Consider the following 12,000-nt stretch of genomic DNA (forward strand, 5'->3'; position numbering starts at 1 on the left):
CTACGCGGACCTACGCGGACCGACTGGTGGCGCGCTACAAGCTTGCCGACTTCTCGGCGATGACCGACGAGGCATTGCTGGCCGAAGTGGGCCGCAAGCGCGGCGGCCTGCTGCCCGGTGGCCGCGTGAACATGCAGAAAGCCGCTGAGGTGGCGTTGAACGACTTCCGCAGCGGCGCCTGGGGCCGCGTCACGCTCGAGACGCCGGACGAGTTCGCGCACTGGCGGGCAGCCGGCATCGTGGCCGAAGAGACGCGAAAAGCGAAGAAGGAAGCACGCGGGAAGGCGTGACGTCATGTCGTCTTCCATGGGGAGCCTGGGACCGACGACGGCCAGCTGCTGCCGGTCGCCAAGGTCTGCTTTCAGGTAGGCTATCTCGATGGATCGAATACTTACCGTCCACGACTATTACGATGGCCCGCGTCTTGGCATCGCGGAATGGAACGGCGTGCCGCACATCTACGAAGCCGAGTTCGACCACAGCACTGATGAATACGGCGATACGTACTTCCTGTCTCCTGTCGATCCGAGTCTGCTAGGGCTGGTGATGGAGGACTGGGGCATCTGGCTTCGATGGGAAGCTGCGCGTAAACGAAACGAAGTTGCGGCAGAACCCCACGGAATTTTGGCTGTTGATGCAGAACGTAGCGCGGTGGTCAAAGCTGCAATTGGAGATCGGCTCAAAAGTGATCCCCTGAACCGAAGCCGCCTGAGAGCCAGGTTCAACCATGGGACGGAAGGCGTCATCTGGGAAGAAGCCTGAGCGCAATGCCCGCTCCCGGGTGGGCAGATCGAGAAATTGACCTGCGGCAACGGATCGCCTACCGCCGACAAGGCGCAGCAGCTGACTGACAACAATCGGCCACTTCCTGCCGCTCGCGGATGACTGCTGTCGAGCGAGCCGATAGACTTCTTGTTCAAGCCCCCTGGACGAAGCCGATTGAATCGGACGCGAGTAACCAAGACCATGCCTCACGCGCAAACTCGACGCCACACGGGGTTGACTGTATTTGTCGGCTTTGCCTCGTTCGTCGCCTTCACGCTCGCTGTGTCGCTTCTCGCCGGACTCCTTCCCGGCGAGGAAGCAAACTGCGTGAAGAGGTGCAGTGCGGTCGATCGGCGCGGAGAAATGGTGCCCGTCTTCTCCTCAGCACAAACGGCTGGCATGCGAGGCAAAGGGCCGAGCGAGTGTCGATGCCAATAGGGCCCTTCTCGGACGGAGGCCGATAACGCATGAATGCTCGACAAACTGTCGTGCTCGACGTTTTCGCCGACTACAACCAGTTCTATGTTCAGGACGGTGGCATCTTCCCCGATGCGCCGACCGACTGGACGGATGTCGATGTGGAACGAAGGGCGAAGGCTGCCGCGAACGTCTTGGTCATCTGCCCGCTTAGAAACACCACCGTACCCGTGACGCTGGAGGTTTTCGACTCCGCTCCGACGATTGACCTCGCTGGATACGATCACGTGATTCGGTGCTCCCTGGACTTGCCGACGGGAAACTTGCAGGTCCATGAATGCACGGGTGGCGAGGTCTACTCCCGAGCGGTGCCGCCCGGCACATACACGGTTCTCGCACTGTTTTCGGGGCTGAACTCCCTCAGCGAGAATGGGCTCGACGGAGAGGACTCGTACAGGCTGGTGATCTGGGCTTCGCGAGCGCCGGTGAGCTTGGAGGTTCTGAAGGCATGGCCGCTATGCCCCTATCGACATGAGCACGAGGACTGCTGAAGTCACCGCGGCGTGCGTGAGCTTCGTCTTCCTCTGGTTGGAGGTGGCTGCACTTTTTATTTGGCTCGCCCCTGAAAACCTACAGATCATCCCTTTTGTCGCGGTTGCGGCCGCGGCCACCGCGTGCGCTGCGTACTTCTGGAGGCATATGGCGGCTGAGGCCAAAATGGTGCCGTCCCCAGGCGCATGGCTCGGGATGTTTGCACTAGGAGCKGCCATTTCCTTCGCTTTCGTCGAGATGGACTGCGGCGGTTCGCTGGGATTCGTTGATGGATTGCCAACGTGCTCCCACGTCGGCGGCGGCATATCAATCGTATTCACCATCGGCGCGCTTGCACTCATGATCGCTTCTTTGCCGAATGCTCTTCGCGCCTGGTTGATCAGAATTTTTACCCGGCGGCTAGGTCGCACACATGAAGGCCAGCACCCTCATATGTGAGGGACTCGCGCGCTGCATCAACGTGCTTTCTGAATAACCGCTTCGCGGCACTGAGTTCGGCCGAACGAACTTCCGCAACGGGTCGACAGTGCCAGTTCGCGCAGGCGCGCGGCGGACGTTCAACCCCACCCCGATCCACTGGCGGCACAGCGCTTCGACAAGCGTCCGTCGGCGCCGCGTCGCTTGACCGATCGCTCGGCTCCCCCCAGAACGTCGCAGCGTCCGCATTGAGGCAGCAAGCGGCCGCTCGAAAGCTCGAAGCGACCGACCGCAACCGCTGCGCAGCAGGCAACCCCTGCTGAGAGCTGAGGGCGAGTATGTTCAGCCATGCGTCGAGGCTCCGAGGGACCGAGGAGAGTCGATCGTCGCGCGGGCATCGATGCAAAAAGACTTGGCTTCAGAGGGCAACTCTGGGTGTGCCGAAATTGCGTCAAAGATCGGCCTGGCCAATGCCTGAGCGGGTTCTCGACTCCGAGCCGCGACACCAGAATCCCTTTCTGGTTGGCTCCGCAGTGGTGAAGGCCGCAGCCTCCAGACGGGCTTGCCAGGAGTCGAATGCCTCAGGAGGCGACGGTAGGCAGGTGCTGGCGAATCGCGGGCCGCGCGAAGGAGTCGAGCCAGAGTCAGCCGCTGTGGTCGCCCAGCATCTCGCGCAATCGCGCGCGCCGGCGCTCCAGGTCGTCGATCTGCGCCTCGATGAGGGCCAGCCGCTCGCGTTGCGCCGACAAGGTCTGCTCGCAGGGCGTGGCGCCTTCGATCAGCAGCATGCAGCCGGGGAAGGTCCGGATCTCATCAAGACTCAGACCGGCGGCCAGGAGCCGTTGGATCTGGCGCACCTGCACGGCTGCGCCGGACTCGAACTTCCTGTAGCCGTTTTCTGCGCGCGAAGAATTCAACAGCTTCAGGGCGTCGTAATGCCGAATCGCCCGCGCGCTGATGCCGGTGAGGCGGGACAGTGCGCCGATGGTGAGTAATCCAACAGGCTTCATGGGGATTCGAGAACGACGGCTTGACCCTGACACGGATGTGAGGCTCGACAGTCAGCGCCCCTTTGTCTCATCAGGAGCAACTCCATGACCCTCTTGCCGTTCGGCATGCTATCTCGCGCGCTCGTGGCCGGCCTGCTTGCCCTCGCAGCGACTGCGATCAACCTCGCGTGGGCCGAGCCCCCCTCCAGGCACTACACGGCCRTCTCTTCGGATGGCGTGACCTTGTCGATCCAGGAGGCGGGCGACCCCGGCGGAACGCCTGTGATCTTCGTGCACGGCCTGTTGGGCAGCCACCTCAGCTGGCAGGCGCAGGTCGACAGCCCGGTACTGCAACGCTACCGCCTGATCACCTATGACCTGCGGGGCCATGGGCAGTCCGGCCATCCCTCGGCGCCGCAGATGTACACCGATGGGCTGCGGTGGGCGGACGACCTGGATGCGGTCATCCGCAAGTCGAAGTCCGGTCGGCCCATGCTGGTTGGATGGTCGCTGGGCGCTGCCGTCATTTCCAACTACCTTGCGAAGTACGGCGATGCGGACATCGCTGGCGTGGTCTACGTGGGCGGCGTCATCGAGCTGGACGCGGCGCAGATCCAGCCGCATCCCGAGGTTTATCGAGACATGAGTTCCCTGGACCTGCGCACTCGGCTCGATGCAGAACGCGCCTTTCTCACGCTGTGTTTCCATCGCCCGCCCGTGGATGAAGTCGTCCAACGCCTGCTGGCCAATGCTGCGCTGGCATCGTTCGACATGCAGCGTGTCGTGCACCGCATGACGGTCGATGCTGCGAAGGGGCTCCAGGGCGTTCGGAAGCCCATGCTCCAGATCTATGGCGAGTTGGACGCCCTGGTGCGGGCCGACGCCAGCGCCGGGCGTGCCCAGCAACTCAATCCATCGATCCGGACGCTCTTCTATCCCGACACGGGACACGCGCCATTTCTTGAATCGCCCCAGCGGTTCAACGATGACCTGGCAGGGTTCATCGCGAAGGCTCATCCCGCCGACCACTGAGTGGCTCGACGCTATCGAGCCCGCATCCTTGGCCGGAGGCGCACCGATGCAGACGCAACCCCGTCGAACTGCGGCGGGCCTTCGCAGGCGGCCCGGAGCCTGGCGCCGGCAGCATCCAACGCTTCGCCCATCATCGGGCGCTGCGACTCTTGTAGCCGCAAGTGACCGCGCTGCGCCAGGCGCCTCACGAGGGACTCATATCCATGGCGCATGACGATCTTCCTTCGGGCAAGGACCGGTCGACCGCTTCAGGCTGGTTGCGGTCGGTCAGAGCCTGTCGCCCGAGCGACCGCTCTGGCGGAGAGGAGACCTTCGTCGCGCAACGCGTTGGGTTCGTTCAGTCAAGCCCGAATGGACCGGGCTGCGTGCCGGTGCTGACCAAGCCGAACGGCCGCTCCTGCGAGCCGCGAAGCAGAGCTATCGACCCATTGCGGACCTTCGCATCGCCAGTCTCACGGGTGCATAGCGGTCACTCAGCGTCTGGCATGGCAGGCGCCCTGAGCCCAAAGTCGGAAAAGCGGCCAGTCGATGGAGGCGTGAGCCGCATTCCATCCCTACGAGGAACGTTTGACGATCAGAACGATGACGACCAGCGCGACCGCACCTGCATAGAACGCTACCTTGAGATAGCTGGGCGCGGAGGGCTCTGGACCAGGGAGATCGTTGTCGCCTAGCCAAACCGCCTGTTTCGCCGCGCCAGCGAACATGTGTGCCACAGCAGGGAAGAGTGCGAACGCAAAGGAAGGGACGACGTATGAGACGGCTCCAAGAATGACGGATGTTCCAAACACCCACACTGCGAAAGGAACGGAAGGGAATACTGAAGCAGCGGCGAACCCGATTGCTGGCACGAAGCCTAGAGCAAGTCCAACGAGCGCCGCCAGCAGGCATGCGCCGAGTCGGAAAGCGGCAGAAGGTGAGTCGTTCTCCACGTGAGTCCTTGCGTTTGGCACGAGAAGGTCGCCCCACCCGCCGGGCGAACTCTCGCCATGGATAGGTCAAGGCCGGAGGCTGAAGTATTGTGCGAGATCCTCGATGGACATTTCACCAACAGAGTAGCGATTGAGCGCGCCCGCATCAGTCTCTCCTTGCCACAGTCCAGTTTGGACCAGAGCAACTCTGAACTTCTCTGCCTCTTCTTCGGGTGTTGCTGCACGCGCCCCTCGACTCAGCGCCTCAGCCGTTGCCACAAGGCGGGACTGCACAAGCATCAGCTCAAGGTCGTCCGGCGTCATCGCTTTGCCTCGTTGATCTGGTCACTTCGGCATTCGCTGTGCGCTTCTGATCTGTTCATAAACAATCTTGGCGTTGTCGATCAGATCAAAGCGCGGGGACTGCTGTTGCGCTCCAGGCCAAGAAGGCGCTCCACCGAACATCGATCCGAACGGGCTTTGCGGGCCGAACGTAATCGATCCATTGCCACCGCGCCCCTCGGTCAAGGTGACGTCGGACAAGGTGTTCAGCGACAGCGATTTGATGGTGCGCGAAATGACTCCAGAGACGATCAGGACGCGATCCGAGGTCAGCGCGTAGTAGGTCTTCGACCTCTGCATGGCTTCGACGAAGAATCTTCCGATCACCATGTAGAGGCCGACCGCTACKAACGGTATGCCCCAGAGCACGAAGAATCCTGGGGCCGAGCCGGAACTGGCGACGCCAATCTCCCAGAAGATGGCAAAACCACACCACATGAGGCTGAATGGAATCGTGAAGACGTCGGAGCCGCGCAAAACGACTCCTTGACGCGGTCGACCCCACCAGAGGGCGTGCTCTCCAGGAGCAATCGCCTCACGAATTTCTTCCGGCAGTTCTGTCATAGGATTTCTATGTAAACGAGTAGCGGCGCCGAGTGATTGCCCGCCCGGCGATCGAGGCAAGCCTACCCGATAGCAGTCGCCGGCGACAGGCCGCACCTGGCCGGCTGGCGACTTTGGCTCTCAGCTCAGTGTCCCTCGCGCATCAGTTTCAACGCCATCGACCGGAATCCCATCGATCGTCCCTCGATACGAAACAGGTCGACGATCTCTCCAATATCGACAAAGCCTGAGCGCCGATACAGGCGGATCGCCGAATCGTTGGACGATAGAACCTGCAAGTCGATCCAGTCGAGAGCAGTCTGAGACGTTGCCCACTCGCGTGCATGCGCCAGAAGTCCGGCGCCGACACCCGTGCGGCGCCGCCCAGCGTCGACGCCCATGCCCAGAATGCAGCGATGGGACGTATGGGCTTCAGCTCGCGCGCGGAGATCAATATGGCCAATGATGCGGCCGTCGGCCAGGCGCGCAACCCAAGCACGTCGCCACCCAGGCTCGAACAGCGGCACGTCGAGTGCCTGCCGAAAGGCACGGGCGCGTTCGCCTTCGAAGCGCGAATCGGCTCTGGCCAGCGGCTGGAACAGTGGCATCCCGTCGCGGCCGTTGTCGGCGACATGATCGGCGAGGTAGGCTGCAAACGGATCAAAGGCATCCGAGTGCAGCGGCTCTATTGAGAACGTCAGGCTCATCGAGCGGAGTGTCTCATCCCAAAGTACGACATGGCGCGGCGCTATGCATGTCGAGTCCCTTCTGTCTGGAGGCATCGAAGTCGCTCAAGGTGTCACTCGAATGCAGACGCATCCGAAAGACAGGTCCTGGCCGATTGACGCCGGTCAGCGGCGTCACCAAACCCTCAGTACTTGACCGTGAAAGAGATTGCCCGTGACGAAGTCAGCCTCGTGAGAAGAAGTTCAGCCCTTGACCTGCGCGGAACCGCCAGGCCGCTTGAAAGAAGGGTTGGATGTCATGCGGACATTCTTCGCCCCAAAAAATACAGGAAGCATGTAGAAGATCGCTTCGTTCTTCCCCGGGCAGGTCGTCGAGCGCAAGCTCGCGCTGCCGGTGTTCTTGACCGACTTTCGCTTGTTCGGCGAGCCGGTGCGGCCAGGAAGCGCACCGCTGATGCGGCCCATCTGGTCCGCTGCTTCGCTGGAGCTTGAATCGCGCAGCATCGTGTCGTTCGACTTCGCCGCGTTGAACTATGCCGATCCGGCGCGCACGCGCTATCGGTACCGGCTCGAAGGGTTGGAGACGAGATGGAACGAGGCGGACAGCGCCCGGCGCAGTGCGACGTACACGATGCTGCCGACGGGCGACTACACGTTTCTGGTCCAGGCGCGCGGCGCCCGCGGAGACTGGAACGAAAGCGAGCTCGCGCTCAAGATCCGCGTTCCGCCGCCGTGGTATGCGACGTGGTCTTTCCGGATCCTTGTCGCCGCATTGCTGCTCACGACGCTCTGGCTCGCGTACCGCTTGCGCGTCCGCCAGTTGCACCGCCGATTCGCAATCGCACTCTATGCGCGGCTCGGCGAGCGTGCACGCATCGCGCGCGAGCTGCACGACACGCTGCTGCAGACCTATCAGGCGTCGCTGCTCTGGTTCCGTACGGCCCTCAACGCCCTGCCGGAGCGGCCGCTCGAAGCGAAACAGCGGCTCGAGCTCGCTCTCGATCGTGCAGAGTCGGCGATCGTCGAAGGGCGCCAAGCCGTGCAGGGCCTGCGCACCTCGACCGTCGAGGTCAATGACCTCGCCGAGGCGATCGCTGCGATCGGCGCCGACTTGACCAATGCCCATCCGGCGGCCAACGCGCCTGTCGCCAATGTCGCGGTCGACGGAGCGACGCGCAACTTGAACCCGCTCGTGCGCGAGGAGGCGTGGCGCATCGCCGGCGAGGCGCTGCGCAACAGCTTCCGACACGCCGACGCACGGCACATCACCGTCACGCTGCACTACGGCGTGCGGCAGTTCCGGCTGACGATCGTCGACGACGGCAAAGGCATCGACGCGGTGACGATCGCGGGCCAGCAGCCCGCCAGCCACTTCGGGTTGCCGGGCATGCGCGAGCGCGCCGGCATCATCGGTGGGCAGCTGGACGTCCGCAGCGCGATCGGGCGCGGCACCGAGGTGGAGCTCCGGGTGCCCGGACGCACCGCCTACGATGCGGCCGCGCACACTTGGCACTGGTGGGATGCAATCCGGCGCGAGCGCCCACCCGCGGAGAATGCCGACCGGTAGGGCATCAGCACCTGAGGCACGGATCAGTTCGTGCCGAGCGCGGGTTGCTGCTGAACGCGAAGCAGAGATCGAAGATGATCGCGTGGGCGAGCTGCCTCCTGTCAGCCGGGCACGGCCGGCTGCTTGAATGCATTTGGCCACAGCGGCCCGCTTGCCGCTTCGACGGCCCGGGAAATCTCCCCGCCCACCACCAACTCCCTGAGCGCTTCGATGTCCTCGCAGACCCAGCGGTCGCTGCCCAGCGACGCGGGTACGTGAGCCCGCACGGCTTGCCAGGCTGCTCTGCTTCCGGCACCAACGGGAAAGGCCGCCAGATCCCTCTCGGCCAGGTCCAACGCCTGTGTTGCCAGCAGCATTTCCACCGCAACCACCGTCTGCGCGTTCTGAACGACAGTGCGTGAGCGCCGGGCCGCAAAGCATGAATTGCTGATGTGATCTTCGGTGTTGCCCTTGGCCGGCAAGCTGGTCACGCTGGCGGGGCTGCAAAGCCCCATGTTCTCCAGAACCAGTGCGGTGCCCATGCTTTGGACACCAGCCAGGCCGGTGTTCACGCCGGCGCGCTCGGCGATGAGGCCGCCGGGCAAATCGAAGCTGCATGCGGGATCCACAAGCCGGGCACTGCGCCGATCGCAGATGGCGGCCAAGTCCGTGACAACCAGTGCCAGCAGGTCCATGGCCTGCGCGATGTACTGGCCATGAAAGTGGCCGCCCGACACGACCGCATAGCCGTCGCCTTCTCGAAAGATCAGTGGGTTGTCGGTTGCACTGTTCATCTCCGTCGCAAGGATCGTGTCGATGTAGTCGAGCGCATCGAGCACCGGACCATGAACCTGCGGCGCGCACCGCAAAGAGTAGGCGTCCTGGATGCGCGGCGCAATGGGCGGCGCATGGGGCGTTCCTGCCAACGTGGCGTCAAGCCCGGCTGCGCTGCGCAGGCGCACCTGCCGGGCGGGCTCGGTGCATCGCTGCGTGCCGTGCAACACGCCGCGCAGCGATGCGGCCACCGCGCGTTGCCCTGGATGCAAACGCGCCAGCATCACCCTGTCATCGAAACATGACAACTCTGCGCGCAACGCCTCCAGCGACAGGGCGAGCGAAATCGTTGCCTCGCCAAGCAGACAGCGGGCATCGTAGGCAGCCAAGGCCGCATAGGCGAGCGACGCCGTCGTGCCGTTGATGAGTGCCGTCGCGTCCTTGGCCTGGACATCGATCGTCGAGGGCAGGCCAGCTGCCCGGAAGGCATCTGCCGCCGGCATCACCTGTCCCTTGTATTCGACCTTGCTCCGGGGCAAACCCATCATGGCGCCACTCATCATCGCCAGGGGCGCCAGGTCGCCACTGGCGCCCACGCTGCCCTTGGTCGCCACCAGGGGCGTGATGCCGTGGTTGAGCATCGCCAGCAAACGGTCAACGATCTCCAACCGCACGCCCGAGTAGTTGCTTGCGAAAGCGTTGACGCGCAGTGCCATCATCGCTCGGACGACCTCCACGGGCATCGGTTCTCCCGTGCCGGCGGAAGCCGCACGGATCAGGTTGGTCTGGAATTCCACCACTTGATCCGCGTCGATTCGAACGCTCTTGAGTGCGCCGACACCGGTGTTGAACCCGTACATCAAAGGCGCGCTGTCGGTGAGCAGGCGACTGTCGATGTAATGCCTCGTTGCCTGGAGCAGGCTGCGCGACGTTGCTGCCAGCTGCACCGGAGCGTTGAACCGAGCGATGGCGATCAGGCCATGACTGTCCAGGTCGCCGCCATCAAGGACGACCAGATCTCGCGGCGTGCCCATCGTGCTCACTCCAACGGCGTCTTTGCGCCGTCCTTGTAGGAGTAGAGCGTGATCGCGGGCGCCTGCAGGTCGCCGGCTTCATCGAACCGGATTTCGGTCGTGACGCCCTTGAAGTTGGCTTCGACGATCCTCGGACCGAACTGGCGTGGATTGACCGAATTCGACCGCTTCATCGCATCCGCGATGACCAGGAAGCCGTCATAGGTGTACGGTGAAAACAGGATGTATTCCTTGGGAAACCGGGCGTCGTAGCGCTTCTTCCACTCCGCACCACCGGGCATGCTGGCCAGCGAGGCACCACCTTCGGCACAGACGACACGAGACAAGGCGGGAGCATTTCCGGCGAGCTCCGCGAGATGACTGGTGCAGAGGCCGTCGCCGCCCAGCAACCGCACGTCGCTCATGCCCAGCTGATGCATCTGGCGCAGCATGGGGCCAGCCTGGGCATCGCCGCCTCCGAAGAAGATCGCCTCCACGTTCTTGCCCTTGATTTTCGTCAAGATGGCTGAGAAGTCCGTCRCCTTGTCATTCGTGAACTCTTCGGCGACCACTTCGATGCCCGCAGCTTTGGCTCGCGCCCTGAATACGTCGGTTACACCCTGTCCATTGGCCGTGCGATCGTCGATCAGGGCGATGGTTTTGATCTTCAGGTTTCTGGCCGCGTAGGCTGCCACCCCCGCACCCAGCGCCTTGTCGCTTGCGAGCATGCGGAACGTGTTCTTGTAGCCCTGTTGCGTGAGTTTGGGATTGGTAGAGCCCGGACTCAGGAACGGAATCCCGCAATCCCGATAGACGCGGGATGCAGGGATGGCCGAACCGGAGTTTATGTGTCCGATGACTGCAGCGACGCCGGTATCGCAGAGCTTTTGCGCGGCGAGCGTTCCCTGGCGTGGGTCGCCGGCATCATCCTCCACCTCGAGTCGAAACTCGATGCGCTTGCCTGCGATGACCAACTTTCGAGCATTCAAATCGTCGATGGCCATGAATGCTGCATTGCGCGTGTCTTTGCCATAGTGGGCCATATTGCCCGAGGTGGGCCCCACGTGGCCCAGGCGTACGATTTCCACGGGTTGCCCTGTCGCATTCGCCATGCCGAAGAGAGATGCCAGAAGCGCTGGATATTTGACCTTCATGATGATGAATGGTTGGGTGGAGACGGAGGGTTGGCTGATTCCGTGCTTGCCGGCGGGCATTCCGTGAGGATGTTTCGGTTCTCGCGCCAGGCGCAGGGCCGCTGGCCACTATACGGGAGAGACCGTACCGCTGGTTATCGTGATCAGTGCTGCATATTGCAACGAAACTCTCCATGAGTTACTCGTTGTTGATGCGCAGCCGGCGGCATTTGAACCGGCGGCTCGGATCTCGATTGGCTTGCAGGAATATATTGAAATTGCAACCGTCCGTTATTCAGATTCGATCCGCTCAGAATCTGAAAGGCATGGACGGCTTTCGCCTTGCGAAGATTGCCGCGCACAGCGCCACGCAGCCAGGCTGCGCTCGCTGACCTCGCTATACCGGCCCAGGCGGCGGGCTGACGTGACCCGTCACCAGGGTGGTTCCGCCAGCGCGGACACAACGGTGCATCTTGTCGACATACCGTGCTCTTCGCGCCTCACATTGCATCGTTCCGTAGTGGTTCCCATCGAACCAGACGTCGTAGGCGTGATCCGGCAGCTCAACGTCGACGACGTCTCCCACCTTCCATGCAACGTACTTGGAAAGCGAGCCGAATCGCTGCTTGAGGTTGTCGATGACCGCGGCGGACTTGTCGACGACCGTCAGTTCGACATTGCATTCCATCAGCAGGACTTCGAGATCCGACCGGTTCTCCCCGCCGATGGCAATCACGGACAGGCTCGTCGGGCGAACCCCCAGGGAGCGGCCGTCCTTGCCGTCCTTGCGCATGGCCGTCGAGAGAGGTCCCCATCCTGGCGTGAAGGTGTGAGCGTGGGATCGCAGGAGGCTGGCTTTGGACTTCGGCAGCATGGCAGG

General features: G+C 62.9%; 14 protein-coding genes and 1 pseudogene. 6 read left to right on the forward strand and 9 right to left on the reverse strand.

Annotation, left to right across the window (positions count from 1 at the left end):
• The 4 genes and pseudogenes from AC1D1T_RS12515 to AC1D1T_RS12530 all read left to right on the forward strand — a co-directional run.
• Positions 1-290: pseudogene (locus AC1D1T_RS12515) on the forward strand (ribosome biogenesis GTPase YlqF); the annotation flags it as partial.
• Positions 291-378: 88 nt separating this feature from the next.
• Positions 379-762 (forward strand): hypothetical protein, encoded by a 384-nt coding sequence (locus tag AC1D1T_RS12520; RefSeq protein ID WP_477842949.1) that lies wholly within the window; start codon positions 379-381, stop codon positions 760-762.
• Positions 763-1,253: 491 nt separating this feature from the next.
• Positions 1,254-1,733: a hypothetical protein gene (locus AC1D1T_RS12525; protein WP_477829736.1), complete on the forward strand. Its 480-nt coding sequence runs from the start codon at positions 1,254-1,256 to the stop codon at positions 1,731-1,733.
• Between the two features lie 16 nt (positions 1,734-1,749).
• Positions 1,750-2,172 (forward strand): hypothetical protein, encoded by a 423-nt coding sequence (locus AC1D1T_RS12530; RefSeq protein ID WP_477842947.1) that lies wholly within the window; start codon positions 1,750-1,752, stop codon positions 2,170-2,172.
• Positions 2,173-2,795: 623 nt separating this feature from the next.
• Here the strand turns inward: AC1D1T_RS12530 and AC1D1T_RS12535 are convergent.
• Positions 2,796-3,161, reverse strand: coding sequence for a MerR family transcriptional regulator (locus AC1D1T_RS12535; protein WP_477829481.1), 366 nt, complete (start codon positions 3,159-3,161; stop codon positions 2,796-2,798).
• Positions 3,162-3,245: 84 nt separating this feature from the next.
• On the opposite strand from AC1D1T_RS12535, the gene AC1D1T_RS12540 reads away from it, so the two are divergent.
• Positions 3,246-4,172: an alpha/beta fold hydrolase gene (locus tag AC1D1T_RS12540; protein WP_477991938.1), complete on the forward strand. Its 927-nt coding sequence runs from the start codon at positions 3,246-3,248 to the stop codon at positions 4,170-4,172.
• Positions 4,173-4,726: 554 nt separating this feature from the next.
• Here AC1D1T_RS12540 and AC1D1T_RS12545 read toward each other — a convergent pair.
• From AC1D1T_RS12545 to AC1D1T_RS12565, 5 genes are all read right to left on the reverse strand, one after another.
• Entirely contained in the window at positions 4,727-5,104 is a 378-nt protein-coding gene (locus AC1D1T_RS12545) for a hypothetical protein (protein ID WP_477842943.1), read from the reverse strand.
• Between the two features lie 66 nt (positions 5,105-5,170).
• Positions 5,171-5,407, reverse strand: a complete 237-nt coding sequence (locus tag AC1D1T_RS12550) for a hypothetical protein (RefSeq protein WP_477828748.1) — start codon at positions 5,405-5,407, stop codon at positions 5,171-5,173.
• A 21-nt stretch (positions 5,408-5,428) separates the two neighbouring features.
• On the reverse strand, positions 5,429-5,989 hold the full coding sequence (locus tag AC1D1T_RS12555; protein ID WP_477991939.1) for a PH domain-containing protein: 561 nt from the start codon (positions 5,987-5,989) through the stop codon (positions 5,429-5,431).
• Positions 5,990-6,114: 125 nt separating this feature from the next.
• Positions 6,115-6,675: a GNAT family N-acetyltransferase gene (locus AC1D1T_RS12560; RefSeq protein WP_477825158.1), complete on the reverse strand. Its 561-nt coding sequence runs from the start codon at positions 6,673-6,675 to the stop codon at positions 6,115-6,117.
• A gap of 222 nt (positions 6,676-6,897) precedes the next feature.
• Positions 6,898-7,119: a hypothetical protein gene (locus AC1D1T_RS12565; protein ID WP_465113737.1), complete on the reverse strand. Its 222-nt coding sequence runs from the start codon at positions 7,117-7,119 to the stop codon at positions 6,898-6,900.
• Here AC1D1T_RS12565 and AC1D1T_RS12570 point away from each other — a divergent pair.
• Positions 7,109-8,221 (forward strand): ATP-binding protein, encoded by a 1,113-nt coding sequence (locus AC1D1T_RS12570; RefSeq protein WP_477825159.1) that lies wholly within the window; start codon positions 7,109-7,111, stop codon positions 8,219-8,221. The two genes, AC1D1T_RS12565 and AC1D1T_RS12570, sit on opposite strands and share 11 nt — an antisense overlap.
• Before the next feature lie 101 nt (positions 8,222-8,322).
• Here the strand turns inward: AC1D1T_RS12570 and AC1D1T_RS12575 are convergent, their stop codons facing one another.
• From AC1D1T_RS12575 to AC1D1T_RS12585, 3 genes are all read right to left on the reverse strand, one after another.
• Positions 8,323-10,008, reverse strand: a complete 1,686-nt coding sequence (locus AC1D1T_RS12575) for an HAL/PAL/TAL family ammonia-lyase (RefSeq protein ID WP_465113735.1) — start codon at positions 10,006-10,008, stop codon at positions 8,323-8,325.
• Between the two features lie 5 nt (positions 10,009-10,013).
• Positions 10,014-11,201 carry a branched-chain amino acid ABC transporter substrate-binding protein gene (locus AC1D1T_RS12580; RefSeq protein ID WP_477991940.1) on the reverse strand — a complete coding sequence of 396 codons (1,188 nt, stop codon included), beginning with the start codon at positions 11,199-11,201 and terminating at the stop codon, positions 10,014-10,016.
• Between the two features lie 316 nt (positions 11,202-11,517).
• Positions 11,518-11,994: a class I SAM-dependent methyltransferase gene (locus AC1D1T_RS12585; protein WP_477991941.1), complete on the reverse strand. Its 477-nt coding sequence runs from the start codon at positions 11,992-11,994 to the stop codon at positions 11,518-11,520.
• Positions 11,995-12,000: the final 6 nt, after the last annotated feature.

This window comes from Rhizobacter sp. P2_H3 (assembly GCF_056403355.1).